26 protein-coding genes are annotated in these 26,510 nt (G+C 67.9%); 17 read left to right on the top strand and 9 right to left on the bottom strand.

Annotated features, from left to right (window positions below; translation table 11 throughout):
• Nucleotides 1–25: 25 nt before the first annotated feature.
• The 4 genes from QQA13_RS09370 to QQA13_RS09355 all read right to left on the bottom strand — a co-directional run bounded on the left by QQA13_RS09370 (nt 26) and on the right by QQA13_RS09355 (nt 2,350).
• The gene (locus QQA13_RS09370; protein WP_108473048.1) at nt 26–796 is read right to left on the bottom strand and encodes a metallophosphoesterase; all 771 of its coding nucleotides are present in this window, start codon (nt 794–796) and stop codon (nt 26–28) included.
• 69 nt (nt 797–865) lie between these two features.
• A complete protein-coding gene (locus QQA13_RS09365; RefSeq protein WP_108473047.1) occupies nt 866–1,330 on the bottom strand; it encodes a GFA family protein in 465 nt (154 codons plus the stop codon).
• Nucleotides 1,331–1,472: 142 nt separating this feature from the next.
• Nucleotides 1,473–1,919, bottom strand: a complete 447-nt coding sequence (locus tag QQA13_RS09360) for an SRPBCC family protein (RefSeq protein WP_108473046.1) — start codon at nt 1,917–1,919, stop codon at nt 1,473–1,475.
• 74 nt (nt 1,920–1,993) lie between these two features.
• Nucleotides 1,994–2,350, bottom strand: a complete 357-nt coding sequence (locus QQA13_RS09355; RefSeq protein ID WP_108473045.1) for a DUF1428 domain-containing protein — start codon at nt 2,348–2,350, stop codon at nt 1,994–1,996.
• Between the two features lie 197 nt (nt 2,351–2,547).
• Here QQA13_RS09355 and QQA13_RS09350 point away from each other — a divergent pair, with 197 nt between their 5' ends.
• The gene (locus QQA13_RS09350; protein ID WP_108473044.1) at nt 2,548–3,021 is read left to right on the top strand and encodes a YybH family protein; all 474 of its coding nucleotides are present in this window, start codon (nt 2,548–2,550) and stop codon (nt 3,019–3,021) included.
• A 9-nt stretch (nt 3,022–3,030) separates the two neighbouring features.
• Here the strand turns inward: QQA13_RS09350 and QQA13_RS09345 are convergent, their stop codons facing one another.
• From QQA13_RS09345 to QQA13_RS09335, 3 genes are all read right to left on the bottom strand, one after another.
• Nucleotides 3,031–3,378 (bottom strand): ArsR/SmtB family transcription factor, encoded by a 348-nt coding sequence (locus QQA13_RS09345; RefSeq protein WP_108473043.1) that lies wholly within the window; start codon nt 3,376–3,378, stop codon nt 3,031–3,033.
• On the bottom strand, nt 3,368–3,841 hold the full coding sequence (locus tag QQA13_RS09340; RefSeq protein ID WP_108473042.1) for an SRPBCC family protein: 474 nt from the start codon (nt 3,839–3,841) through the stop codon (nt 3,368–3,370). Before QQA13_RS09340 ends, QQA13_RS09345 begins: the two co-directional genes overlap by 11 nt.
• A gap of 147 nt (nt 3,842–3,988) precedes the next feature.
• Entirely contained in the window at nt 3,989–4,822 is an 834-nt protein-coding gene (locus QQA13_RS09335) for an NAD-dependent protein deacetylase (RefSeq protein WP_108473041.1), read from the bottom strand.
• 149 nt (nt 4,823–4,971) lie between these two features.
• On the opposite strand from QQA13_RS09335, the gene QQA13_RS09330 reads away from it, so the two are divergent.
• From QQA13_RS09330 to QQA13_RS09305, 6 genes are all read left to right on the top strand, one after another.
• The gene (locus QQA13_RS09330) at nt 4,972–5,157 is read left to right on the top strand and encodes a hypothetical protein (RefSeq protein WP_159082230.1); all 186 of its coding nucleotides are present in this window, start codon (nt 4,972–4,974) and stop codon (nt 5,155–5,157) included.
• Nucleotides 5,158–5,216: 59 nt separating this feature from the next.
• Nucleotides 5,217–5,906: a GNAT family N-acetyltransferase gene (locus tag QQA13_RS09325; protein WP_234411392.1), complete on the top strand. Its 690-nt coding sequence runs from the start codon at nt 5,217–5,219 to the stop codon at nt 5,904–5,906.
• The gene (locus tag QQA13_RS09320) at nt 5,903–7,000 is read left to right on the top strand and encodes a DUF1615 domain-containing protein (RefSeq protein ID WP_199909883.1); all 1,098 of its coding nucleotides are present in this window, start codon (nt 5,903–5,905) and stop codon (nt 6,998–7,000) included. The genes QQA13_RS09325 and QQA13_RS09320 overlap by 4 nt, the downstream gene beginning before the upstream one ends.
• A 95-nt stretch (nt 7,001–7,095) precedes the next feature.
• Entirely contained in the window at nt 7,096–7,500 is a 405-nt protein-coding gene (locus tag QQA13_RS09315) for a host attachment family protein (RefSeq protein ID WP_108473038.1), read from the top strand.
• Nucleotides 7,501–7,604: 104 nt separating this feature from the next.
• Entirely contained in the window at nt 7,605–8,309 is a 705-nt protein-coding gene (locus QQA13_RS09310) for a glutathione S-transferase N-terminal domain-containing protein (protein ID WP_108473094.1), read from the top strand.
• A gap of 104 nt (nt 8,310–8,413) precedes the next feature.
• Nucleotides 8,414–9,109 (top strand): VIT1/CCC1 transporter family protein, encoded by a 696-nt coding sequence (locus QQA13_RS09305; protein ID WP_108473037.1) that lies wholly within the window; start codon nt 8,414–8,416, stop codon nt 9,107–9,109.
• Nucleotides 9,110–9,133: 24 nt separating this feature from the next.
• On the opposite strand, the gene QQA13_RS09300 is transcribed toward QQA13_RS09305, so the two are convergent.
• Entirely contained in the window at nt 9,134–11,341 is a 2,208-nt protein-coding gene (locus tag QQA13_RS09300; RefSeq protein WP_108473036.1) for a penicillin acylase family protein, read from the bottom strand.
• 156 nt (nt 11,342–11,497) lie between these two features.
• On the opposite strand from QQA13_RS09300, the gene bla reads away from it, so the two are divergent.
• The 5 genes from bla (at nt 11,498) to QQA13_RS09275 (ending at nt 17,691) form a co-directional block, all read left to right on the top strand.
• Complete coding sequence (bla, locus tag QQA13_RS09295) at nt 11,498–12,373, top strand: class A beta-lactamase (protein WP_108473035.1); 876 nt, start codon at nt 11,498–11,500, stop codon at nt 12,371–12,373.
• A gap of 295 nt (nt 12,374–12,668) precedes the next feature.
• On the top strand, nt 12,669–14,177 hold the full coding sequence (locus QQA13_RS09290; protein WP_108473034.1) for an acetyl-CoA hydrolase/transferase family protein: 1,509 nt from the start codon (nt 12,669–12,671) through the stop codon (nt 14,175–14,177).
• A gap of 82 nt (nt 14,178–14,259) precedes the next feature.
• Entirely contained in the window at nt 14,260–14,688 is a 429-nt protein-coding gene (locus QQA13_RS09285) for a VOC family protein (RefSeq protein WP_108473033.1), read from the top strand.
• Between the two features lie 111 nt (nt 14,689–14,799).
• Nucleotides 14,800–15,687: a patatin-like phospholipase family protein gene (locus tag QQA13_RS09280; RefSeq protein WP_108473093.1), complete on the top strand. Its 888-nt coding sequence runs from the start codon at nt 14,800–14,802 to the stop codon at nt 15,685–15,687.
• A 168-nt stretch (nt 15,688–15,855) separates the two neighbouring features.
• The gene (locus QQA13_RS09275) at nt 15,856–17,691 is read left to right on the top strand and encodes an FAD-dependent oxidoreductase (protein ID WP_108473092.1); all 1,836 of its coding nucleotides are present in this window, start codon (nt 15,856–15,858) and stop codon (nt 17,689–17,691) included.
• Nucleotides 17,692–17,784: 93 nt separating this feature from the next.
• Here QQA13_RS09275 and QQA13_RS09270 read toward each other — a convergent pair whose 3' ends face one another.
• On the bottom strand, nt 17,785–20,082 hold the full coding sequence (locus QQA13_RS09270) for a nitric-oxide reductase large subunit (protein ID WP_108473032.1): 2,298 nt from the start codon (nt 20,080–20,082) through the stop codon (nt 17,785–17,787).
• A gap of 395 nt (nt 20,083–20,477) precedes the next feature.
• On the opposite strand from QQA13_RS09270, the gene QQA13_RS09265 reads away from it, so the two are divergent.
• The 5 genes from QQA13_RS09265 (at nt 20,478) to QQA13_RS09245 (ending at nt 26,501) form a co-directional block, all read left to right on the top strand.
• A complete protein-coding gene (locus tag QQA13_RS09265) occupies nt 20,478–21,254 on the top strand; it encodes a TenA family transcriptional regulator (RefSeq protein ID WP_108473031.1) in 777 nt (258 codons plus the stop codon).
• 112 nt (nt 21,255–21,366) lie between these two features.
• Entirely contained in the window at nt 21,367–24,075 is a 2,709-nt protein-coding gene (locus QQA13_RS09260) for a putative bifunctional diguanylate cyclase/phosphodiesterase (RefSeq protein WP_108473030.1), read from the top strand.
• Between the two features lie 104 nt (nt 24,076–24,179).
• Nucleotides 24,180–25,169 (top strand): lipoyl synthase, encoded by a 990-nt coding sequence (lipA, locus tag QQA13_RS09255; RefSeq protein WP_108473029.1) that lies wholly within the window; start codon nt 24,180–24,182, stop codon nt 25,167–25,169.
• A 38-nt stretch (nt 25,170–25,207) separates the two neighbouring features.
• Nucleotides 25,208–25,549: a carboxymuconolactone decarboxylase family protein gene (locus tag QQA13_RS09250; RefSeq protein ID WP_108473028.1), complete on the top strand. Its 342-nt coding sequence runs from the start codon at nt 25,208–25,210 to the stop codon at nt 25,547–25,549.
• Nucleotide 25,550: 1 nt separating this feature from the next.
• Nucleotides 25,551–26,501, top strand: a complete 951-nt coding sequence (locus QQA13_RS09245) for a PLP-dependent cysteine synthase family protein (RefSeq protein WP_108473027.1) — start codon at nt 25,551–25,553, stop codon at nt 26,499–26,501.
• Nucleotides 26,502–26,510 lie beyond the last annotated feature (9 nt).

The following is a 26,510-nucleotide window of genomic DNA, read 5'->3' as shown; positions in this document are numbered from 1 at the left end:
TGCAGATCGACATGACGCCGCCGCATTACGCCGCTTGGCGGCCTGCCGCCACCTCGATGCACAGGCACGGGTCGAAATGCGGGTTCTCGTTCACCCCGTCGGAGCCGTAGCCGCGCGGATTGCACACCACGCGGGTGCCGTTCACGGTGTAGTCGAAGCTGTCGTGGGTGTGGCCGTGGACCCACAGTGCGGCGCGGCCCATCAGTGCGCTGCAGTCGGACACGAAGGCGGCGCTGACTGGCGTATCGGCAAAGCGCGGATGCACGCTGCGCGGGGTCGGCGCATGGTGGGTGACGACCACGGTTGGCCCGGCGAAAGGTTCATCCAGCGCGGTGGCGAGCCATGCGTATTGTTCGGCGAACAGCGCGCAGGCGTCGGCCGGGGTGAACGCGCTGCTGTCGGCGTTGCGGATGACGGTGAAGTCGCGCATGAACTTTGCCGACTGCGTCATTGCCAGGCTCTTGTTTTCGGCGCCGAACAGCGCGAAGTCCGTCCACAGCGTGGTGCCCACGAAGCGCACGCCGTCGATCACCTGCACGGCCTGGTCCAGCAGCCGGACGCCGTGTTCGCGGGCGCTGCGGGCCAGTGCCTGGCGCACCTCCGGGATCGAACCGCCGTAGAACTCGTGATTGCCGGGGACATACAGCACCGGGCGCCCCAGGCCGGCCGCCCACTGCATCGCGTCGGATGCCGGGCGCCGGATGTCGCCGGCAAGGATCGTCACGTCCGCCACCACTTCGGGTGGTGGCATGCCGTGCACGCCCAGGTGCAGGTCTGACAGGATGTGCAGGCGCATGCGATGCTCCGTCAGCGGCGATGGCGATGGGCACGAAACCGGGCTGGCCCGGCTTTTCGGGCGCGCCAGTCAGGCATCCGCGGTTTCGGCGGCGAAGGCCTCGACCAGCGGCTGGTAGGCCTCCATCGGCGGGAAGCCGGCATAGCTGTGTTTCGCCGGGGTCGACGCCCAGGCGAGCCGGGCGTCGGTGCAGGTTTCGATGAACGGCACGAAGTCTTCGTGCGGGTCGAGCACCGAGGGGCGCAGGTTGAGCAGCCAGTCGAGCCCTGCCGGGCGGGTCATCACCCACGACTTGCAGAACGCGCAGTACAGGTGGCTGTGTTCCCCCTGCAGGCCGCCGCAGACCAGTTCGCCTTCGATCACCTCCACGCCGTCGGCGGGCATCGCCAGCGATAGCGAAAACGCACTGCCGGTCATCTTCTGGCAGCCGTGGCAGTGGCACGCCATGGTAAGCATGGCCGGCTTGCTGACGCGCAGACGCACGCGGCCACAGCGGCAGCTGCCGGTGGCGGGGAGTTGTCGTGGATAGATCATGGACGGGTTCCTCGCGTGGAAAGGTGTCGTGGGCAATGCCCGGCGGAGCATCCCCGGTTTTCCGCACGGCCCATCTAGCCACAGCAGCCCCGACATCTCCAGCGTACGCGGCCACGCCGGCAGATGGCTGCTGACGCGCCGGTCAGTCCGGGATGTCCGCTTCCACCAGTTTGCCCAGCAGCACCAGCGATTCCTGCCAGCCCAGGTAGCACGGTTCGAGTGGTATGACCGCGGGCAGGCCTTCCTGCACGATGTGCAGCTCGGTGCCACAGGAGACGGCCTTGAGGGTGACGGTGACGCTCATCTCGCCCGGCAGGTCGGGGTCGTCGAAACGGTCGGTGTAGCGGATGCGCTGGTGCGGCACCAGTTCGACGTAGGTGCCGCCGAAGCGGTGGCTCTGGCCGGTGGCGAAGTTGGTGAAGGACATCGCGTAGCTGCCGCCGACCCTGGCGTCGAGATGGTGCACCTTGCCGGTGAAGCCGTTCGGCGGCAGCCACTTGGCCTTGGCGTCGGCGTCGAGGAAGGCACGGTAGACACGTTCCGGCGGTGCGCGCAGCACGCGGTGCAGGCGGACGGTGTGGGTGGTCATGGTGATTCCCGTGGCAAGAGTGAGGGGTTCGCGCTCCGCCCGCCGGACGGGCGGGATGAAAGCGGTCGATGTGGCTACGCCGGCAGGTTCACGACCGGCATGAAGCCGCCGAAGATCATGCGCTTGCCGTCGAACGGCATGTCGCTGGCCGCGGGCATGCGCGGGTCATGCATGATTTTCTCCATGCCGGCGTCGCGGGTGGCCTTGTCCGGCCACTCGATCCAGGAGAACACCACCGATTCATCCGGCTGCGCCTGCACGGCGCGGTGGAAGTCGGTGAGCTTGCCCTCGGGCACGTCGTCGCCCCAGCACTCCAGCACCCGGGTGGCGCCGTACTCCAGGAAAATGGGGTCGAAGGTCCTGGCGTGCTCGATGAACTTGTTGCGGTTGGCGTGGGGTACGGCGATCACGAAACCGTCGATGTAGGACATGGCTGTCTCCCTGGGAGCATGGCGGCCGCAACGGTCGCCTTCATGGTTGTGACGAACGGGCGTGGACCGGATCGACATGGAACCGGACGCGATTGCATTTCCGCGTGAAGGAGGCGACTCGCTCTTGTCGGCCCTTGCGGATCAAGGCAACCTTGCTCCGGAATGCCATCCGGCCATGACACGCAACGGAGTACGCGATGAACGGGCAAAGATTTTTCCTCCTGTGCGGGTTGCTCGTGGTGATGGCTGGTTGGGCGGTTGCCGTTCCGGCCCGGGCGGGCGGCGACGATGCCGCCGCGATCCGCCAGGTGATGGCGCAACAGGCGGTGGCGTGGAACCGCGGCGACGTGGCGAACTACATGCGCGGCTACAAGGACGCGCCTGACACCACCTTCGTCGGCAGCAAGGTGCGCAAGGGCTATCGCACCATTCTCGACGGCTACCGCAAGCACTACGCCACGGCGCAGCAGATGGGCCGGCTCACGTTCTTCGAACTGGACGTGCGCCTGCTGCCCGGCACCGACGGCGAGGTGCGCTACGCCGCGGTGACCGGCCGCTTCCACCTCGATCGCGCGGCGCACGGCGAGGTGGCCCAGGACGATGGCGTGTTCTCGCTGCTGTGGGAGAAGACCGCCGACGGCTGGAAGATCATCCTGGACCACACCAGCTGAGCCGCCGGCTCATTCCTCCACGAACGCCTTCAGCCGTGCCAGCGCGCTGTCCCACTGGCTCGACACGAGGTTGATGTAGTCGCGCAGTTCCGCGATCGGCTGCGGGTTGAGCGCGTACAGGCTTTCGCGGCCTGCGCGCTCGCTGCGCACGAGGCGGGCATCCTCGAGTACGCGCAGGTGCTTGCTGATCGCCTGCCGGGTCAGCGACTGGCCGTCGCAGAGCTGGGTGATCGACTGGCGCGAGCCGTCGCACAGCCGGACCACCAGCGCCAGCCGCGTGCAGTCGCCGAGCGCGGCGAACACGGTGGCAGCCCGCCGCGACCGCCGCGCCAGGCGTGCCTGTGCGCTAGCCGCCATGGCCGGCTGCGGCGGCGGTGCCTTCGAGATGCTGGCGGATGTTCTCCATCTGGATGCCCCAGCCGTCGTCGTTCATGCGGAACGCCTCGGCGCGGCGATCGACCGGGATGTCGGCGAAACCCGACTCGGCCAGGGTCAGCACGGTGCCGTCGCCGTGCGGTTCGAGGCGGAACTCGACCAGGGTCGGCGGCTCGGCGGAGTAGTCCACGCCCGGCTCGATGGCATAGGGATGCCAGGTGAAGCTGAACAGCCGCTCCGGCTCCATCGCCTGCACCACGGCGCGCCAGACGATGTGCTCGTAACCGGGCCAGGTGATGTGGCCGACGGATTCCCGGCCGGGCTCGAACGGTCCGGACAGGGCGACGCGGAACCATGCGCCGAATTCGCGATGGTCGGTCAGCGCCCGCCATACGCGCGATACCGGTGCCTTCAGCTGGATGCGTTTCTCGATGCGGTCGTTCATATGCCACCTCCCGGTTGCAGGTGAGCCTGCGTCGGCAGCATGGGAAATGCAACTTCCTGGTTGCTTTGGAGAGTGGTTTTGATGCCGGGTGAATTCCGGCGAGGCCGCATGGTTTCCGCAGCTTGCGGCCCCGGCTGAAGCGTTGCGTTACTCGCGCAGTGCAGTTTCCGGCCGCTTGCCCGTCTGCAGGAACGCCAGCGCCTCGTGGCAGGGCGCGTCGACCTTCAGCGTGAGTAGCGCGTCGGCACGGGTACGGCCCAGCGTCACCGCGGCGACCGGCTTGCCTGCACGCGCCGCGGCGTCAACGAAGCGGTAGCCGGAATAAACCATCAGCGAGGAGCCGACCACCAGCACCGCATCGGCGGCCTGCCAGGCGCGCGTGGCGGCTTCCACGCGCTCGCGCGGCACCGCCTCGCCGAAGAACACCACGTCCGGTTTCACGATGCCGCCGCAGTGCGGGCAGGGCGGCACGTCGAACGAGGCGAAGTCGTGGCCTTCCAGGTCGGCGTCGCCGTCCGGCGCATCGGCGGCATCGAGTTGCGCCCAGGCCGGATTGCGCTCGACCAGAAGCCGCTGGAACGCGTGGCGGGCCAGCCGCCAGTCGCAGTTCATGCAGCGCACTTCGTCGAGGCGGCCGTGCAGGTCGAGCACGCGCTCGCTGCCGGCGCGCTGGTGCAGGCGGTCCACGTTCTGCGTCACCAGCAGTTCAATCCGGCCGTGCCGTTCCAGTGCGACCAGCGCGTGATGCGCGACGTTCGGCAAGGCGCTGCCGAAGCGCCGCCAGCCGACCATGCTGCGCGCCCAGTAGCGCTGGCGTGTGGCCGGTTCATGCATGAAGGCGGCGTAATTCACCGGTGGCGGGCGTTTCCACTGACCGTCACGGTCGCGATAGTCGGGAATGCCCGAGTCAGTGCTGCAGCCCGCGCCGGTGAGCACGAACAGGCGCGGATGGGCTTCGATGAATCGCTGCAACGGGGTCATGCGCGGAATATGGGTATGGGACCGCTGGAAAAACAGGGCCGGCGCAGGCGATGGAGCGGGGGCTTGCCCCACTTTCCCCGGGTGGCGGATGATGAGCGTCGACAGACATCTTCCACGCTTGCTCGGACTTCCAGTAGAAGGACATGCACATGGGCACAGGCAAGGCTGCAGGCACCGACGCAAACGGGCATGTTGCAGCGGGGACAGCGCTCGAAGATACCTACAAGCTCTGGCATGAAAAGCCGGTGGGGAAATTCTGCCTCGGCTTCGCCGTGTTCGTCACGGCGGAAATCCTGGTGTATGTGACCCTGCATTGGATCTTCCCGATCATCTGATCGCGGGCACCGCCATCGGCCGGTCCACGTGGCAAGCTGTGCGGCAGACCAGCCATGGCATGAACATGATCGCTGCGGAACTCGACAACCCGTTCTGGTTCGCCTTGCGCAGCCGGCACCAGGCCATCGCGCTGCGCCGCGGCGAGGCGGCGCGTTACCCGGCGGAGTTCGCTCCGTTCCTGGGCGTGGCGAGTGCGCAGGCCGACGTGGCCGCGGCGATCGCGTCGCTGGTCGGCGCGGGCGAATCCGTCTACCTGCTTGGCGTGGCACCCACTCTGCCGCACGGCTGGGCGCTCGATGCATTCGCGCCGCTGGCGCAGATGATCTGCCCGACGCCGACCGCGGTGATCGACGGGCCGCCGGTGATCGAGCTGACCGAGGTGCATCGCGCCGACGTGCTGGCGCTGACCGCGCTGGTGTATCCGCACTATTTCCGCCCGCGCACGATGGAGCTGGGCCGCTATTTCGGCATCTACCAGGACGGTCGGCTGGCGGCGATGATCGGCGAGCGGCTGGGCATGGACGCACAGCAGGAAATCAGCGCGGTCTGCACGCACCCCGACTTCAACGGCCGCGGCTACGCGCGCCGCCTGCTGGCGCTGCTGTCGAACGACAACCTCGAGCGCGGCCGCCTGCCGTTCCTGCACGTGAGCCACCAGAACCGGCGCGCGAAATCGCTGTATGAGCAGATGGGTTATGTCCACCGGCGCGACATCGGCTTCTGGTCGCTGCAGCGGGCGCCGGCGTGAGTCGTCGCCTGGCGGCATGGACTGCATGGCTGGCCGTGGCGCTGCTGGCCGGCTGCGCTGCCCAGCACACGCAAGCGCCGCGCAGTCCGGCGCAGGTGCGCGCGCAGATCGTGCGGCTGATGCCGGCCGACGCGGGCGATCGCGAAGGCTGGGCCACCGACATCCAGGTCGCGTTCGCGGCACAGGGCATCGCGCCGACCGGCTCGAACCTGTGCGCGGTACTGGCGGTGGCGCAACAGGAGTCGGGCTTCCAGGTCGATCCGGTGGTGCCGGGGCTGGCGCAGATCGCCCGGCGGGAGATCGACCGTCGCGCCGCGGCGAAACACGTGCCGGGATTCGTGGTGGATGCGGCGCTGTGGCTGAAGTCGCCGGACGGCAGGCGCTACAGCGAACGACTGACGGCCGCGCGCACCGAGAGGGACCTGAGCCGGATGTTCCAGGACTTCATCGGCATGGTGCCGCTGGGCCGGCGCTTGTTCGGCAACTTCAACCCGGTGCATACCGGCGGGCCGATGCAGGTCAGCATCGCGTTCGCCGAGGCGCATGCCCGGGACTACCCGTATCCGGTGCAGGGTTCGATCCGCGACGAGGTGTTCAGCCGGCGCGGCGGCATGTACTTCGGCATCGCGCACCTGCTCGGTTACCCGGTGGACTATGCGCAACCGATCTACCGCTACGCCGATTTCAACGCCGGCTGGTATGCCAGCCGCAATGCCGCGTTCCAGCGGGCGGTCAGCATCGCCTCGGGCATCCCGCTGGCGCTGGACGGCGACCTGCTGCCGCCGGATGCCGGCTTCGGCGATCCGCCCGGTGCGACCGAGCTGGCCGTGCGTTCGCTGGCCGCACGGCTGGACATGGGCGACCCGGCGATCCACCGTGCGCTGGAGCAGGGCACGCGCCAGGATTTCGCCGACAGCCAGCTCTACGCCCGGGTATTCGCGCTGGCCGAACGCAGCGAGGGCAGGCCGCTGCCGCGTGCGGTGCTGCCCGGCATCACGCTGGAGAGCCCGAAGATCACCCGCAAGCTGACCACCGCGTGGTTCGCGAAACGCGTCGACGAGCGCTGGCAGCGCTGCATGCGGCGGGCAGGCTGAACCGCGGCCCGTTCCCATCGGCATCACATCCCCGGTGCTAGCGTGAGTGGTACGGCACGCGGTCGCCCGGGCGCCGTATCACCGAGGAGATTCCGATGAAGAAGATTCCCACGGGTGCATGGGTCGTGGTGGCCGATGGCACCGGCGCGCGCCTCCTGCGCAACGTCGGCAAGGGCCTCAACGTATCGCTCGAACAGGTGAAGCTGGTCGGGCCGAAGGATCTCCTCAACGACGGCCCGGCCGGGCGCCAGCCGCCCGAGCGGAGCAGCGCCGAGATCGACGAGGCCACTTTCGCCAAGCAGCTGGCGCAACGCCTGAACGCCGCTGCGCTGAAGAACGAGTTTTCCCACCTGGTACTGGCGGCTGATCCGCAGACGCTGGGGCAGATGCGTCCCTTGCTGCACGAGGAAACCACCCGGCGGATGGTGGAGCAACTGAACAAGTCGCTGTTCCGTGCGCCGCTGGAAGAGATCGAGCGCGCACTGAAGGCGACCTGGTAAGGACGCCGGAAGCAGGAGGTCGGCGCGCCACCGGATGCTCCGCGGTTGAACCGGCCGGGGCAGGCACCCACCTTGCAGTGGTCCCCACACTGCAGGAGCACCACGTGACCCGGTTGTCCGACTTTCCCATCAGCGCGCGCTGGCCCGCGCAGCATCCCGACCGCATCCAGCTCTACTCGCTGAACACGCCGGACGGCGTGAAAGCATCGATCATGCTGGAGGAAACCGGCCTGCCGTACGAGCCGCACCTGATCGACATCATGCGGGACGAGACTCACACGGCGGAGTTTCTCGCGCTGAACCCGAACGGCAAGATCCCCGCGATCATCGACCCGCAGGGCCCCGGCGGTGAGCCGCTGGCACTGTTCGAGTCGGGCGCGATCCTGCTGTACCTGGCGGACAAGGCCGGCCAGTTCATCCCGGTCGATGCGGCGCGGCGCTGGGAGACGATCCAGTGGCTGTTCTTCCAGATGGCGTCGATCGGCCCGATGTTCGGCCAGGTTGGTTTCTTCAACAAGTTCGCCGGCAAGGCGTACGAGGACAAGCGTCCGCTGCAGCGCTACGTCGACGAATCAAAGCGCTTGCTGGGCGTGCTCGATGGCCGCCTCGACGGTCGTCGCTGGATCATGGGCGACGACTACACCATTGCCGACATCGCCACGCTGGGCTGGGTGAACAACCTGATCACGTTCTACGAGGCGCGCGAGCTGGTGGAGTTCGAGCGCTTCGCGAACGTCGCCGCGTGGCTCGAACGCGGCCTGGCGCGCCCGGCGGTACAGCGAGGGCTGAAGATCCCCGGCCGCGGCTGAATTTTCGCGATGGCTGGGGCACCGGCCGTGGCGGTGACGAGAAGCTTTTGCACGGGCCTGCGCAAACCTGCGCACAATGCCGCCATCCGACCTGCGAGATCGCCATGCCCCGACACCATCACGAACGACATCGCACCGACCGCATCGGCTGGCTGCGCGCGGCGGTGCTGGGCGCGAACGACGGCATCGTGTCGACCGCCAGCCTGGTGCTGGGCGTGGCGGCAGCGCACGCCAGCGGGCAGAACATCCTGGTCGCCGGTGTCGCCGGGCTGGTGGCCGGGGCGATGTCGATGGCCGCCGGCGAGTACGTGTCGGTGCATTCGCAGGCCGACAGCGAGCACGCCGAACTCGAGCGCGAGCACCAGGAACTGCAGGCCGACGTGGAAGCCGAGCATCGCGAGCTGGCGGCGATCTACGTCGGCCGTGGGCTCGACCCGCAGCTGGCGCGGCAGGTAGCCGACCAGCTGATGGCGCACGACGCGCTGGATGCCCACGCCCGCGACGAGCTGGGCATCACCGAAGCGCTGAAGGCACGACCGCTGCAGGCCGCCGGAGCCTCGGCGCTGAGCTTCGCGGTGGGCTCCGCGCTGCCGCTGCTGGTGGTGGCGCTGGCGCCGGCGACGGCGTTGCTGTGGCTGGTGTTCGCCACTTCGCTGGTATTCCTCGCCGTGCTCGGCGCGGTGGCGGCGTGGGCCGGCGGCGCGAAGATGGGCGTCGGCGCCATGCGCATCACGTTCTGGGGCGCGCTGGCGATGGCGGTCACCACCGGCGTGGGCATGCTGTTCGGCACCGCCGCGTAACGCGGCGGCCCGTAGCGCGATGGCTCATTCGCCGGGGTGGTAGACCCGCTCGGTGTGGCCCTTGAGCTGCTCGGGCCAGAAGTACACCGTGCGCAGGTTGCCGGTGGTGTAGCGCTCGGCCTCGTCGTTGAAGTGCTTCGAGCCCGGGTGGCCGCTCTCGCCGCCGGCAGTGATCGCACGCGCGCCGACCTTCGGGCCGAACTCCACCACCGCCACGAAGCTGTTGCCGCTGGTGCCGTAGTACTTCTTCGTGCCGGGCCAGCGGTGCGCGCCGAACGAGGCCAGCGAACCCCAGCGCGAGGAGACGAACGGCACCGGGATGCTCGGCCTGGCGTCGTCGAACTTCTGCACGATGGCACCGTCGTTGCGCTGGAAGCGGTTGACCTCGCCCCACGGCACGCCCCAACTGCCGAAATCCTTCGTCAATCGATCGGATGCCTCGACCAGCGCCTGCAGGCGCAGCTTCGCACCGGCCTTGTCGGCGATGTAGTCATAGATCGTCAGGCCTTCGGCGGTGTCGGCCTTGCTGGCCTGGTCCCATAGCGTGTCGCCCCAGAACACCGCCAGCGTGGTCGGCATCGAGGCGATGCCCCAGCGGTAATCCCAATCGCGCAACAGCGCGATCTGACCTTTCAGGCGTGACTTGAGCGGATCGCTGGCGGGCAGCGAGTCGTAGTCGGCGATCAGGATCGGCAACTGCCGCGCGAACGCCGGCAGGTACGAATCGAACGCCTTGGTGATCAGCGAGGCCATCGTGACGTCGTGCGCGCCGGTGAGCAGGCGGGTGGCGTGGATGCCGCGCGGGTTCTCGCCGAAGCTGTCCATGTAGCGCGGGTAGTCCGCCTGCTTCGGGCTGAACGCGCCGGCGGCGGAGTACGGCCAGTTGTTGGTATTCATGATCCAGCCGTTGGGCGGGTTGAGCAGGTGCGGCGCCTCGTCGAGCGCATGCAGGCCCTGCCAGTCGGTGGCCGGATCGCTGCCGTCGACCGGCTTTGTATAGTCGAAGCGGTTGTCGCGCCTGGGGATGAACTGCGGGTGCATGTATGCGATCTCGCCCTTGTCGTCGGCGAAGATGGTGTTGTTCGACGAGTTGGCCTTCAGCTCGGCCACCTTCAGGTAGCTGGCGTAGTCGCTGGCCTTGGTGCGCAGCCAGCTCTGCTCGAGCGCTTGCAGCGGCTTGTTCATCATCGCCACGGCGATCCACCTGCCGTCGGCCGCGCGCACGATCGGGCCGTGGTGGGTGAAGTGCGCGTCGAAGCTGCGCGTGGCCAGCGCGCCGTCCTTCGCCCGGTACGCCACGCGGATCGTGCGCGTGGTGACCGGCCGCAGCTCCTTGCCGTAGCGGTAGAACAGCTTGCCGCCCTGGTGCACGATGGTTTCGGCGAACTCGTCGACCACGTCGGCGCCGGTGGAGGTGTGCATCCAGCCGATGTGGTGATTGAAGCCCTGGTAGACGAAGAACTGGCCCCAGGTCACCGCGCCGTAGGCATCCAGCCCCGCGTCGCTGGTCATCTGCAGTTCGGAGCGGAAGAAGAACGAGGTGTGCGGGTTGATCCACAGCAGCGCGTGGCCGTCGGCAGTGAGCCTGGGCGCGATCGCGAAGCCGTTGGAACCGGTGGGCTCGACCCAACTGGACGGCGTGTCCGCGCGTGCCAGCGCGGCGGGGTTGCGGCCGTAGAACGCTTCGAGCTGCTTCAGCGACACCCGCTCGATGTCGCCGCCGATGCTGCCTTCGCTGAAGCTGAGTGCCATCCACGGCTCGAAATGTTTGATGACGCGCGGATGCACGTCCGGATGCGTGGCGAGGTAATAGTTGAGTCCGTCGGCCCAGCTGTTCATCAGCGCCTGCAGCCAGGCGGGGCTCTTCGCGTACAGGGCCTGCAACTCGACCGGGTCGATGAACAGCCGCTGCCGCAGGTCCTGCCATAGCGCGGCTTCGCCCTCGGCCTCGGCGAGCCGGCCGAGTGAGGTGAGGTAGTTCGTCTCGACCCGGTTGAAGTCGTCCTCGGCCTGGGCGTAGGCCATGCCGAACACCGCGTCGGCGTCGGTGCGGCCGTGCACGTGCGCAATGCCCCAGTCGTCGCGGGTGATCGTCACGGCCTGCACCTCGTGCTGCCAGCGCGCCTGTTCGGATGTCTCGGCGTGGGCGCCGGTGGCGGGGCCGAAGGCGAGCAGGGCAAGCGGCAGCAGTCGCGCCAGCCGGCGCGGGAGTTTGGTGAAACCTGTCGGCATGAATTTCCCCTGCAATGGTCCGGATCCGTCGCAACACTAGGAGCCCGGGCGGCACCAGCGCAAGTGATCGCGGTTGCCCGGGAATTGCCCGAACTCCCGCCGCGGAGCGCCCGCGTTACCCTGCAGGATCGGCTTTCCCCGCTTGAAGGCCATGCCATGAATCGTCGAAGCCTGCTCAAGGGTGCCGTGATCGGCGCCGCATCGCTGCTGGTTCGTCCAACCCTTGCACTGGAAGTCCTGCGCGATGGCGACGCGAGCGCCCGCCTGGTCGCGCTGGAGCGCCGGCATGGCGGTCGCCTAGGCGTGGCCGTTCTGGATACCGGCAGCGGGCGCCGTATCGGCCATCGCGTCGACGAGCGTTTCGCGATGTGCAGCACGTTCAAGCTGCTGGCGGCGGCCGCGGTGCTGGCGCGGGTGGATCGCGGCGTGGAAAGGCTGGAGCGGCGCGTCGTTTTCGACAAGGACGCGCTGGTGACGTATTCGCCGGTCACCAGCCATCGCGTCGGCGCGCCGGGCATGACGATGGCCGAGCTCTGCCATGCCGCGATCACCATGAGCGACAACACCGCGGGCAACCTGTTGCTGCACAGCCTGGGCGGGCCGGCGGGATGGACCGCGTATGCGCGCAGCCTCGGCGATGGCGTGAGCCGGCTCGATCGCATCGAGACCGAACTCAACGAGGCGCGCCCAGGCGATCCGCGCGACACCACGACGCCGGCGGCGATGCTGGCGAACCTGCACGCGCTGCTGCTGGGGACGGCCTTGTCCGATGCATCGCGCGGGCAACTGGCCGGATGGCTGCGCGCCAATACCACCGGTGACGCGCGCCTGCGCGCGGGGGTGCCGGCCGGCTGGCGCGTGGGCGACAAGACCGGCAGCGGCAACCATGCCGCCACCAATGACGTCGCCATCATCTGGCCGCCGCAACGCAAGCCGTTGCTGGTGGCGGCGTACTACGCAGAGTCCACCGCCGATGCCGACGCACGCAACGTGGTGCTGGCCGAAGTGGGGCGGATCGCCGTGTCGATCTGACTACGCAGCCGTTGCGCGGACTCGTGCTTGAGGAGTACCTGCGATGGGTGACACGGGGAACCGGCAGCCACGGTGCGCATCTGGTGGTCGTCGGTGCCGCCATGTCGCGCGGCGTTGACCATTATCACGCTGCGCTTGCAGAACCGCGGCGTGGCGACGCTTTGACGCATGCGCCGAAGGTCGCCTTGGCGGGCCGCATCTGCGCGTCCAGAATGGGTTTTTGGCACCGTCGCGATCCGGGTATCACGCCGGCGGCCGTTTCCTGTCCAAGCCTCTTTTGACGATTCGGAAAACCATGACGACACGCATTGCACATGCCGGCCTGGCCGCGCGCCGCATGTCGGCGGAGCAGGCGGCCGAGCTGATCCTGCCGGGCATGACGGTGGGCATGAGCGGCTTTACCGGCGCCGGTTACCCCAAGGCCGTGCCGCTGGCGCTGGCCACGCGCATCGCCGCGGCGCACGAGCGCGGCGACAAGTTCGCGCTGCGCATCCTCACCGGGGCCTCCACCGCGCCGGAGCTGGACGGCGCGCTGGCGCGCGTGGGCGGCATCGACTTCCGCCTGCCGTACCAGTCCGATCCCGAGCTGCGCGCGCGCATCAATGCCGGTCAGATCGAATACATGGACATCCACCTGGGCCAGGTGGCGCAGTACGCGTGGTGCGGTTTCCTCGGCAAGATCGACGTGGCGCTGGTCGAGGTCGCCGGCATCTTGCCGGATGGTCGGCTGGTACCGTCCACCTCGGTGGGCAACAACAAGACCTGGCTGGACCTGGCCGACAAGGTGATCCTGGAGGTGAACCGGCGCCAGCCCGAAGGGCTCGACGGCATGCACGACATTTATTACGGCACCGCGTTGCCGCCGCATCGCAGGCCGATCCCGTTGTTGCAGCCGGGCGACCGCATCGGCGAGCCGTACCTGCGCTGCGACCTGGACAAGGTGGTCGCGGTGGTGGAAACCGATGCGCCCGACCGGCTGGGCCGTTTCGCGCCGCCGGACGAGGCGTCGCGACGCATCGCCGAACACCTGGTGGAGTTCTTCCGCCACGAGATCGCCGCCGGGCGGCTGGGCGAACAGTTGCTGCCGCTGCAGTCGGGCGTGGGCAACATCGCCAATGCGGTGCTGGGTGGCCTGCGCGAGGGCGGCTTCCGCGGCCTGACCGCGTTCACCGAAGTGATCCAGGACGGCATGCTGGAGCTGCTCGGCGACGGCACCATCGCGATGGCCTCGGCCACCTCGCTGTCGCTGAGTCCCGAGGGGGTGGAGGAGTTCGTGCGCCGCATCGACTTCTACCGCCAGCACATTGTGCTGCGCCCACAGGAGATGTCCAACCACGCCGAGCTGGTGCGCCGGCTCGGCTGCATCGCGATGAACGGCATGGTCGAGGCCGACATCTACGGCAACGTCAATTCCACCCACGTCGCCGGCAGCCGCATCATCAACGGCATCGGCGGCTCCGGCGACTTCGCCCGCAACGGTTTCCTGTCCTGCTTCATGAGCCCGAGTACGGCCAAGAACGGCGCCATCTCGGCGCTCGTGCCGATGGTCAGCCACGTCGACCACACCGAGCACGACGTGGGACTGGTGGTGACCGAGCAGGGTCTGGCCGATCTGCGCGGACTGTCGCCGAAGCAGCGGGCGCGGGCGGTGATCGCGCAGTGCGCGCATCCGGACTACCGGCCGATGCTGCAGGACTACTTCGACCGCGCCTGCCGCGACAGCTACGGCAAGCACACGCCGCACCTGCTGAACGAGGCGTTGTCCTGGCACCAGCGCTACCTGGACAGCGGCAGCATGCGCTGAGCGCTGTCGATTTGCGTTCGGGCCATTCGTCATCCTTCCGAGCCGAGGTATCGGCTCGGCCAACCACGATGAGGATGCCCCCATGCAAGTCCAGCCCTACCTGTTCTTTGACGGCCGCTGCGAAGAGGCCATCACGTTCTACCGCCAGGCGATCGGCGCCGAGGTGGTCATGCTGATGCGCTATGCCGATGGCCCTGACGGCTCCGCCCAGTGCCCCGATGGCACGCAGCCGCCGGCGGACAAGGTGATGCACGCCTGCCTGCAGATCGGCGCCAGCCAGGTGCTGGTCTCGGACGGTTTCTGCGGCGGCCAGCCCAAGTTCGACGGCTTCTCGCTGGCGCTCACCGCCGATGACGATGTCGCGGCGCGGCGCCTGTTCGATGCGCTCGCCGATGGCGGCCAGGTGCAGCAGCCGCTGATGTCCACCTTCTTCGCCTCCAGCTTCGGCATGCTGGCCGATCGTTTTGGCGTGTCGTGGATGGTGCTGGTGCCGAGCACGCCGGCCGGCTGACGGCACAGCGACCACCTATTGCCTGCTGCGGGCCCGCACGAGGAACCTGCCGCCACGGTGTGCGTCAGATGATCGGGTGCGCCGTAATATCGATTCATGCAGGTGGCGGAGATGGCAAAGGCAAAATCGGTCGTCGGGAGTGCGCAGCGGCGTACCGCCTTCGTGCTGGCCGGTGGCGGCAGCCTCGGCGCGGTCGAGGTGGGCATGCTGCAGGCGCTGCTTGACTGGGGCGAGGTGCCGGCGTTCCTGGTCGGCGCCTCGGCCGGTGCGATCAACGCGGCGTATTTCGCCGGCGACCCGACTGCCGCCGGCGCCCGTGAGCTGGAACGGATCTGGTGTGCGCTGACACGGCGCGAGGTGCTTCCGTTCAACCTGGGCAGCGTGTTCGGCCTGCTGCGCCGACGCGACCATCTGGTGGATTCGTCCGGCCTGCGCCGCCTGCTCGAACGCCACCTGCCTTATCGGCAGCTGCAGGACGCGGCCCTGCCGGTCCACTTGGTGGCGTCGGACATGCTGAACGGACGGGAGGTGCTGCTGTCCACGGGACCAGTGGTCGACGCGGTGCTGGCCAGTGCCGCGATTCCGGGCGTGTATCCGCCGGTGCAGATCGACGGACGCTGGCTGGTCGACGGTGGCGTGGCCAACAACACGCCGATCTCGGTGGCGTTCGGCCTCGGTGCCACGCGCGTGATCGTGCTGCCCACCGGGTTTGCCTGTGCGCTCGAGCAGGCGCCGTCGGGTGCGGTCGCGCGCGCGATGCACGCGCTCAGCCTGCTGGTGGCGCGCCAGCTGGTGCATGACGCCGATCGCTTTGCAGCGGATGCCACGGTGGAGCTGCGCATCGTGCCGAGCCTGTGCCCGCTCGATGTCTCGCCGTACGACTACTCCGCGGCGGCCCGACTGATCGCCCGCGCCAGGACGGAGACTGGCCGCTGGCTCGAAGGGGGTGGGCTGGATCGCGGCGGAACACCCCGGCAGCTGCGCGAGCACCACGACTGACCGGCCCGGTCCTTGGGCATGCCTATGGGCCGGCTGGTGTCAGCCATCCATCCCGACTTGCCGCCACTGGTCACCGGGTCGGTGCCATTCGTCACTGGTGGCTGGCGTGCGCGGTGGGTTCGTTTCATCGTGGCGCCGCTCCCACGAACTTTCCGGAAGGACGATGCGATGAAACGAAGAGACCTGCTGAAGGCTGCGCTGGCGATCCCGCTGCTGCCGCGCCTGCTTTCCGGCGGCGTGGTGGCGGTGGCCCGGGCGGCAGCCGCAATGCCGGCGCGTTTTCGCTCGCGGGTACGCCCCGGCGACCCGATGTGGCCCTCCGCCGCCAGCTGGGAGCAGCTGAGGCACGACGTGGGCGGGCGATTGCTCAAGCTGGAGTCGCCATTTGCCGGCTGCGGCCCGGTACCGGCCAGCGCCGCCTGCAACGAGGCGCTGAAGCACCTGGACAATCCGTTCTACCTGGGCGACCAGCCGGCGCTGACCCAGACCAGCGGCTGGGTCGACGCGTGGACGTCGCAGCCGAGCGCGTATGCGGTGGCCGCCGAAAGCACGGCGGACGTGGTCGCGGCAGTGAACTTCGCACGTGAGCACCACCTGCGCCTGGTGGTGAAGGGCGGCGGGCACAGCTACCAGGGCACCTCCGACGCGCCGGATTCGCTGCTGGTGTGGACGCGGCACATGCGTGACATCCGCTTGCACGACGCCTTCACGGGGCAGGGCTGTGCCGGCACGCAGGCGCCGCAGCCGGCGGTGTCGATAGGTGCCGGCGCGATGTGGATCGACGCCTACGACGCGGTGACCACCCGCGGCGGCCGCTACGTGCAGGGCGGCGGCTGCACCACGGTGGGCGTGGCCGGGCTGGTGCAGAGCGGCGGGTTCGGCAGCTTCTCCAAGCGCTACGGCACCGCGGCAGCGGGCCTGATCGAGGCGGAGATCGTCACCGCCGACGGCCAGGTGCTTGTCGCCAATGCCTGCACGAACCCCGACCTGTTCTGGGGCATCAAGGGCGGCGGTGGCGGCAGCCTGGGCGTGGTCACCCGGCTGACCTTGCGCACGCGCGAGTTGCCGGAGTTCTTCGGCGCCGTGTCCGGCTCGATCAAGGCTGCCTCGGATGTGGCCTACCGCGCCCTGATCGCGAGGCTGATCGGCTTCTACCAGGAAGCGCTGTTCAACCCGCACTGGGGCGAGCAGATCAGTTTCGGCTCGGATAACACCGTGCACATCAACATGGTGTTCCAGGGCCTGGTCCAGCCGCAGGCGGAGCAGGTCTGGGCACCCTTGCTCGACTGGGTCCGGGCGCGCAAGGAATACAGCCTGGTGAAACCGGTTCAGGCACAGGCGTTGCCGGCGCGGCACATGTGGGACGCCGAGTTCTTCCGGCAGCACGCGCCCGGTGTCCAGGTCGGTGACGACCGCCCCGGCGCGCCGCGGAACCACGTGCTGTGGGCGGGCGACCAGGGTCAGGTCGGCTGGTTCATCCACGGCTACAAGTCGGCGTGGCTGCCGGCGTCACTGCTGCAGAAGGAGCGGCAGGCAAGGCTGGTCGACGCCCTGTTCGCCTGCACCCGCCACTGGGGCGTGGGCTTTCATTTCAACAAGGGCCTGGCCGGTGCGTCGGCGGCCGAGATTGCCGCCGCGCGCGATACCGCGACGAACCCGCAGGTGCTGGACGCGTTCGCGCTGGCGATCATCGCCGGCGACGGGCCGCCGGCCTTCCCCGGCATGCCCGGACCGAAGCCGGACCTGGCGCGTGCCCGCGATCGCGCCGCCGCCATGGGCAAGGCGATCGACGCCTTGCGGCATGCGGAGCCCGGCGCCGGTTCGTATGTATCGGAGAGCGACTACTTCGAACGCGACTGGCAACACGCGTTCTGGGGCACGAATTACCCGCGGCTGGCGGCGGTGAAGCGCAAGTACGATCCGGCCGGGCTGTTCTTCGTGCACCACGGCGTGGGCAGCGAGGCGTGGAGTGCGGACGGGTTCAGTCGACGGGAAGACGCCTGAGCATGCTGTTCCGGCATTACCGCGCTGCCCCGGCCATACCGGCGGCAGCGCGGCTGCCGCCATCGGTCGGTGGCGCCAGAGTCCGGCCTGCGCTCAGGCGGACGGTGGCGCTGCACGCACGCCCAGCCAGCCCTTGATCGCGGCGATGGTCAGCGGGATCGCGCCGAAGATGATGAACACCAGGTCGCCGGGCAGGCGCATCCACTCGATCAGGTGCGAGCGCGGGCTGCCGATGTAGTCGAGCGAGCGGGCGTGCCAGTAGCCGTGCTGGACCACGTCCCACACCTGCAGCACGCCGCTGGGGAACAGGCTGAACACCACCATCATGGCCAGGCCGATGTTGCTGCCCCAGAAGCCGGTCCGCACGTACTTCTCCATGCCGGCCCAGCGCTCGTCGCTGCTGGTCTGGCGCAGCACGAATACCATCAGCGCCAGCGCCAGCATGCCGAACACGCCCATCATCGCGGCGTGGCCGTGGTTCGGTGTTAGCTGGGTGCCGACTTCGTAGTAGCTGACGATCGGCAGGTTGATCAGGAAGCCGAAGATGCCGGCGCCGACGAAGTTCCACACACCCACCGCGATCAGGAAGTAGAACGTCCAGCGGTGCGGCACCGCCACCGACTTGCCGCAGACGTCGCACTGGCCGCGGGTGGTGCGCACGAAGTCCCAGGCGTCCAGCGTGAGCAGGGTCAGCGGCACCACCTCCAGCACGGAGATCATCGCCGACATCGCCATGTTGACGCTGGTCTGCCCGCTGAAATACCAGTGGTGGCCGGTGCCGATCAGGCCGCCGAGGAAGTACAGGATGCCGTCCAGGTAGATCACCCGTAGCGCCACGTTGCGGCGGGTCAGGCCCAGTTGGTAGAAGGTCAGCGCCACCACAGTGGTGGCGAAGAACTCGAAGAAACCCTCGACCCACAGGTGAATGATCCAGAAGCGCCAGGTGTCGACCACGGTGTAGTTCGTCTTGGCGCCGAAGAACAGCGCGGGGATGTAGAACACCGGGATCGCCACCGCGGCGAACAGGAACATCTTCACCAGCGGCTTCGACTCCGGCTTGGCCAGCGAGCGCGGGCGCACCAGCAGCCACAGCAGGGCGAACCAGACCAGCAGGCCGACCACCAGCAGCAGCTGCCAGAGGCGGCCCAGCTCCAGAAACTCCCAGCCCTGGTTGCCCAGCCAGAACCACCACTTGCCGAGCATCTGCGCAATGCCCAGCCATTCGCCGAGCAGGCTGCCGCCGATCACCACCACGAATGCGCCGAACAGCAGGTGCACCCATGGCGCGAACCAGCGCGGCTCGTCGCTGCGCAGCGTGCGGCCCAGGAACAGCGCGGCCGCGACATAGGCGGTGGCGATCCAGAAGATCGCCGTCTGCAGGTGCCAGGTGCGCATCAGGTTGCTGGGGAAGATCGTTTCGAGCTGGAAGCCGTAGAAGCTGCCCGGATCGGCGCGGTAGTGCGCCACCGCACCGCCGACCAGGGTCTGCGCCAGGAACAGCAGCGCCACCACCACGAAGAACTTCACCAGTGCGCGCTGGCCGGGGCTGGCCACGCCCGGCAGCAGGTGCGGGTGGATGTGCTGGCCGCGGCTGATCCAGCCGAGGTAGTCGAACTTGCCGAACATCAGCAGCACCACGGCGATGCCGGCCAGCAGCACGATCAGGCTCAGCGCGCTCCACAGCAACGCCCCTGGCACTGGCGTGTTGCCGACGGCGGGGTCGTAGGGGAAGTTGTTGGTGTAGGAGTAGTTCTCGCCGGGGCGGTTCGCCACCGAGGCCCAGGCCGCCCAGGTCACGAACGCGGTGAACTGATGCAGCTCGGCCGGATCGGTGATTAGCCCGGCCTTGAGGCCGCCGTTGCGTTCGGGGTGCAGGAAGTAGTCGGTCCAGTGGGAAACCTGCTGGCGATAGGCTGCGGCTTCCGGCGCGGTCAGCTGCAGCGTGTCGCTGACCGGGTCGTAGCGATTGGTCTTCAGTTCCACCGCGGTTTCCGCGCGCACTGCCGCCTGCCGGGCTGGCGCCAGTTCAGACAGCGGCTGGTGATACTGCTGCTGCGCGATGGCATCGGCGGCGTCCTCGCCGATGCGATGCAGCGCCGCGGCCGAGTAATCTGGCCCCAGGTAGGCGCCGTGGCCCCAGATGCTGCCGTTGTCCATCAGCCCGTATTTCAGGAAAACTGCCTGGCCGTTGCGGATGTCGTCGCCGCTGAACACCTGGTTACCCTGCGCATCCACCACCCGGGCGGGGATCGGCGGGGCATTGCGATAGGCCAGTGCGGTGATCGCGAGCAACCCGGCAAAGCCCAGCACCATCACGATCAGCACCGTGCGCAGCCACCAGGGAGACAGTTCGGGGTCTTCGGGGGTCAGTGGCTGGGCGGCAATGCTCATGGTGCTTCCCCTTCCGCGATGTGTGGGCGAGTATCAGGCGGTATCGGGAACACAGTCGCCGCCCGTGCCGGAACCGGATTGTGCCTGCTGCGGATCCACTCAGGATTGCCGCGGCAAGCTTTTTCCTGCTTCCGTGCAGGATGTGTGAAGGCTGTGCCGCACCGGCCATCCAGGGGGAGGGTAAAGCCCCGCCGGGGTCTCGCGCCGCATCGGCGGCAGCCACGGCTCGGACAGCGTGTGCAAAAAGGGGGTATCGCCACCATGGCCATGCACAAAGGAATTTCGGCATCGCTCGCGATGCCGGATGGCGGCCGGCGTCGGGGTTTCTGTTTTCCGCGCCGGCCATAGACGCTGCAGCCGACTGCAGCACTCATTGATGACCGAGGAAAAATCACATGAATACCCCTTTTGAACGCACCGGCCCGCTGACCGAGCTGGGCAGCTACCCGCAATGGGCGCAGGACATGGTGGCCGACTGCGAAAGCACCAAGCAGAGCGTGGTCACTCATGAGCTGTGGGAAAAGATGAGCAATGGAACATTGGGTATGCCCGGCACCACCAATTTCATGGTGGGTATCTGGCCGGTGATCGAACGCTTTCCGGGTTACATGGCCAAGAGTCTGCTGAAGACGCGCTTCGGCCGCAGCCTCGGGGACAACCTTGCGCGCCGCTGGCTGGTGCGTAATATCCGGGTCGAGCAGAACCACGCTGAATACTGGCTCAACTGGGCGGAGGGGGCAGGCATTCCTCGTGAAGAGTTGTTGAAGGGAGTTCCGCCCCGGGGTACCGAGGTGCTGGCGGACTGGTGCGAGGATGTCAGCACCCGTGATTCGCTGGCTGCGAGCATCGCGGCTACCAACTACGCGGTCGAAGGGGCTACGGGAGAATGGTCGCAATTGATCTTCGAGAACAAGAGCTACACGGAAAGCTTCCCGCCGGGGACCAGGGCGGGAACGTTGCGCTGGCTGCAGCTTCACGCTGCCTACGACGACACCCATCCATGGGAGGCGCTGGAGATAGTCTGTACACTGATGGGCATGAACCCGGCAGCCGACGAAGTCGCCCATATCAGCGAGTGCATCAAGCGCAGCTATACCTGCATGCGGATACTCGCTGATCGTTGCGTCGAGCCGCGTCGCCTGCTGGAGGTGGCGAGCGCCGCCGCTGCCTGACGGCTGATTACGCTTTGGTGCAATGCCCAGAGGTTGATTCGCCAGACGCGAAACAGGGGATGCAATGCGTAACTCCACGATCAACTTGCAACGGCCGCTGTCGCGACGCTTGATGCCGCTTGCGTACGGGTTGGTGGGAGTGGTCGGGCTGATCCTGGCGCTGACGTGGGTGGCTTTGCAGGTCCAAGTGGCTCTCGCCGGGTTCCTGAACGGCGAGAGCATTTGGTCCAAGGCGCAGAAGCAGGTCGTCATATCCTTGGATGTCTACGCGGCGAAAGGCGAAGCGGCGGATCTGGCCAACTACAAGCTCAACTACGGCGTGTTGATGGCCGATCAGTGGGCGCGCGACCAGATTGCGACGGGCGACTACGATTACGAGGCGGTGGCCGGTGCGTTGCGCCGCAGCAGGACGGTCACGATAGCGATTCCCAGCGTGATCTTCATGCTGCACCATTTTCCGAACGCGCCCTACATGCGCGACGCGCTGCGGGCTTGGCGCTCGACCGACGACTCCATTGCGCAACTCAACAACATAGCGGCTTCGCTGGAAGGGGGGTATGCCACCGGGAGGATTACCCAGGCGGAGATCGCCAGCCAGCGCGAACGCATCGCCCAGATCAATAGCTTTATCGAGCCGCGCAGCAAATTGTTCTCGCGTTCGATCGCCGACGGTGCCGTCTGGATAGGGGAGGTGCTGTTTGGCGGCGTACTAGCAGCGGCGGCCATCGCGGCCCTCCTATGGCTTGGTATGGCGCGCCGGATCTTAGCCAGCATCCGCGGCAGCGAGGAGCGTTACCGCCTGCTGTTCGACAGCGCCGCCGACGCGATCGTGATGATCGACGAGGCCAGCGGGCGGATCCTGGACGTCAACCGCACCGCTTCGGCGTGGACCGGGCGCCGTGCGGGCGAACTGGTCGGTGACCGTTACGTGCACCTTTTCGCGCAATCCATGGTGGGCCAGCAGGCCGGACGGGCCGCCGCCAACGTGCTGCTGGGAGCCAAGGGCCAGACCCGCCCGGTGGAAACGCAGACCAGCCTGGTCAACTGGGGCAACCAGCCGGTGCGCCAGGCGATCATCCGCGACATCTCCGAGCGGGTGGTGATGGAGCGGGAGCGCCGGATCGCCGCCGAGGCACTGGCCAGCATCGCCGAAGGCGTGATCATCGCCGACGCCGGGCGGCAGGTGATCTCGACCAATGCGGCGCATGCCGCGCTGACCGGCTTCACCAGCCAGGCACTGCAGGGCAAGCGTCTCGACGACAGCCGCCGCCTGCCCAACGGCAAGCCACTGCCGCAGTCGATCTGGGACAGCGTCGCTGCCGGCCACAACTGGATGGGCGAGGTATTGAGCACCCGCAGCGACGGCAGCAGCTATCCCGAGCACCTCAGCCTCAGCACGATCCGCGATGCGGACGACCAGGTGGTCTACTACGTCGCCGTGCTCACCGACATCCACGAGGCGAAGGCGAACCAGCATCGGCTGGAGCAAATGGCGCGGCACGACCCGCTGACCGGCCTGGCCAACCGGGCGGAATTCGAGCGGCACTGCGCCGAGGCGATCGCGGTGGCCGAGCGCGAGCGGCTGGCCGTGGTGGTGCTGTTCATCGACCTGGATGCGTTCAAGATCGTCAACGACAGTTACAGCCATGCGATCGGCGACCGCCTGCTGGTCAAGGTGGCCGAGCGAATCCGCCGGCAGCTGTCCGAGGGCGACGTGGCCGGACGCATCGGCGGCGACGAGTTCACCGTGCTGATCCCGCGGCTGATCCTGCGCGAGGACGCGCGGGCGATCGTCGGCCGTCTGCTCACCAGTTTGTCCGAACCGCTGCTGGTGGACGACTACGAGATCGTGCTGAGCGCCAGCATCGGCGTGGCCGGCTATCCGCTGGACGGCGACAGCGCGCTGGCGCTCATCGCGAACGCCGACGCGGCGATGTACGCGGCGAAGATCGAGGAGCGCAACGCGTTCCGTTTCTACACGCCGATGATGCACGCCGACACCCGCCGGCGCCTGCAGCTGGCGGCCGAGTTGCGCCAGGCGCTGGCGCGCAACGAATTCCAGCTGGTGTTCCAGCCCAGTGTCGAGTTGCGCACCGGCCGCATCGTGGCGGTGGAGGCGCTGGTGCGCTGGCAGCATCCCGAGCGTGGCGAGGTGTTGCCGGCCGAATTCATTCCGGTGGCGGAGGGCCTGGGCCTGATCCGCCGCATCGACGAATGGGTGATGCAGGCCACCTGTGCCCAGATCCAGGCCTGGGACCTGGCTGGTGTGCCGCCGATCCGCGTGGCGGTGAACATTTCGGCGCGCTGGTTCGGCCATCCGGCTTTCGTCGACGGGGTCAGCCGGACCCTGCAGTCGCGACAGTTGTCAGCCGGCCGCCTGTTGCTGGAGATCACCGAGAGCGCGATGTTGCGCCTGGGCGACGACGTCGAGCGCACCATGCAGACCCTGCATACGCTCGGCATCGATGTGGCGATCGACGATTTCGGTACCGGTTATTCCTCGATGGCCTACCTGAAGCTGCCGGCAGTGGCCTACCTGAAGATCGACCGCTCCTTCGTCACCGGCCTGCCGGGCAACAGCAACGATGCGGCGATCACCGAGGCGATCCTGGTGATGGCCAGGAGCCTCGGCCTCATCACGATTGCCGAGGGTATCGAGACCGAGGCACAGCACGAGTTCCTGCAGCGCAGTGGCTGCGTCGAGGGGCAGGGCTATTTGTATTCCTACCCGTTGCGGCCCGGGGAAGTGCAGCACCTGCTGTGCCCGAACCAGCCGCCGGTACCGACACGGTTGAGGCTGGTGCCGCCGAAGCGCCACTGATCCGGCGCGCCAGCCACGGAGCCATGCCCGGTGCCTTGATATGCATCAGGGCGCCCGGTGGGATGCCGCGGGAGACTGCATGGATTCCACGGATCGTGCCTCCCATGTCCAGCAGCGAACGCATTCCCGACGGCAGCAAATACGTCAGCCCGCAGGGCACCCGCGCGGTCAAGGGCGGCATCCGCCCGAACCATGCCAGCGACGTGCCGGATGTCGAGCGCAAGCCGCCGTGGCTGCGGGTCAAGCTGCCGGGCGGGGCGCAGTACGAGGCGGTGCACGAGATCGTGCGCAGCCACAAGCTGAACACCGTGTGCGCCGAGTCGAAGTGCCCGAACATCGCCGAGTGCTGGGGCCGCGGCACCGCCACGCTGATGCTGATGGGTTCGGTGTGCACGCGCGCGTGCAAGTTCTGCTCGGTCAGCACCGGCAACCCGCAGGGCTGGCTCGATCCGCTGGAGCCGCTGCAGGTGGCCGACGCGGTGGCGCTGATGGGGCTGAAGTACGTGGTGCTGACCTCGGTCGACCGCGACGACCTGGCCGACGGCGGCGCGGCGCACTACGCCGCCTGCGTGCGGGCGATCCACCAGCGCGCGCCGCAGGCCGCGGTGGAGGCGCTGACCCCGGACTTCGCCGGCAACCACGCCGCGGTGGCGACCGTGCTCGACGCCGGCCTGGTCACCTACGCGCAGAACATCGAGACAGTGGAGCGGCTGACCCATGCCGTGCGCGACCCGCGTGCCGGCTATGCGCAGACGCTCGGCGTGCTGGCCTTCGCCAAGCGGCACGCGCCGCAGACGCTGACCAAGACCAGCCTGATGCTGGGCCTGGGTGAGACCGACGCGGAGGTCGAGCTCACGCTGGGCGATATACGCGGCGCCGACGTCGACGTCGTTACGTTGGGCCAGTACATGCGGCCCAGCCCGCACCACCTGCCGGTGCAGCGTTTCGTCACGCCGGACGAGTTCCGCCACTACCGCGAACTGGCGCTCGGCATGGGTTTCCTGGAGGCAGTTGCCGGGCCGCTGGTGCGTTCGAGCTATCGCGCCGAGCGCGTGCTGGAGCACAACAATCTCGGACTGCAGCTGAGCGTGTAGGCAGCCTGCGGCCGATCACCTGCTTAAGGAGTGTCGCCATGGAACATCCGATGTATCCCTCATCCACAGCGGAGCTGGCGCACAAGCGCCGTGAACTGGCGCCGGAACCGCTGAAGGCGTTCAAGGCGTTCAGCGCCGCGGTGTTCGCCGATGGCGCGCTGCCGAACGTTACCAAGCAGCTGATCGCGGTGGCGGTGGCGCACGTCACCCAATGCCCGTACTGCATCAAGGGCCACACCGCCGAAGCCTTGAAGCAGGGCGCCAGCGAACAGCAGGTCATGGAAGCGATCTGGGTCGCCGCCGAGATGCGCGCGGGTGCAGCCTATGCGCACTCCACGCTAGCGCTGGACACGATGCAGCACGCGCACGAGGCCGGCTGAGATGGCCAAGCGCTTTGTCACGGTATCGGACAGCATCCTCGACGCGGTGGGCGACACCCCGCTGCTGGAGATCGAGGGCGTCTACGCGAAGATCGAGTTCCTCAACCCCTCCGGCTCGATCAAGGCACGCATCGCCAAGTACATGATCGAACGAGCGGAGCAGGAGGGCCTGCTCAAGCCCGGCGACACCATCGTCGAGGCGACCAGCGGCAATACCGGCAACGCGCTGTCGATGGTGGCGGCGGTGAAGGGTTACCACATGCTGGTGGTGATGCCCGAGGGCCTGTCCAGCGAGCGCGTGGCGATCTCGCGGGCGTACGGCGCGGATGTGCTGTTCTGCGGCAACTTCCACGTCAACGAGGCGCTGGTGCGCGCGCAGCGGCTCGGCCAGCAGCCGGGCTACTTCGCGCCGAGCCAGTTCGAGTCGGAATGGAACGTGGAGGAGAACCGGCTGATCCTCGGCCCGGAAATCCTCGCCCAGCTGCCATCGGGCCGCGTGCCGGATGCGCTGGTGCTGGGCGTGGGCACCGGTGGCACGCTGATCGGCGTGGGCCAGGCGTTCCGCGAGGTCAACCCGAACGTGCGGCTGTTCGCGATGGAGCCGTCCGAATCGTGCACGATCCTCTGCGGCGAGATTGCCGCGCATACCATCGAGGGCATTTCGGACGGCTTCGTGCCGGGCATCTTCCAGCGCCACGCGGGGCTGGTGAACGAGGTGCTGAGCGTGTCCAGCACCGATGCCGTGGCCGAGATGAAACGGCTGGCGCGCACGTACGGATTGTTCTGCGGGCCGAGTTCCGGTGCGCATCTGCTGGCCGCCAAACGCATCCGGGAGAACTTCCCGGAGCTGAAGACCGTGGTCACGGTGTTCTGCGACGAGGGCGAGAAATACCTGCACGAGTACTTCATGCAGGCGGCCGCCGCCGACGTGGACGCCACGCACTTCCAGTGAAGTCGCCGC

The organism is Rhodanobacter thiooxydans, from assembly GCF_030291135.1.
GTDB classification, from domain to species: domain Bacteria; phylum Pseudomonadota; class Gammaproteobacteria; order Xanthomonadales; family Rhodanobacteraceae; genus Rhodanobacter; species Rhodanobacter thiooxydans_A.
Note: the sequence above shows the minus strand (reverse complement) of the source record. Positions and strands in the feature narration are given on the sequence as shown.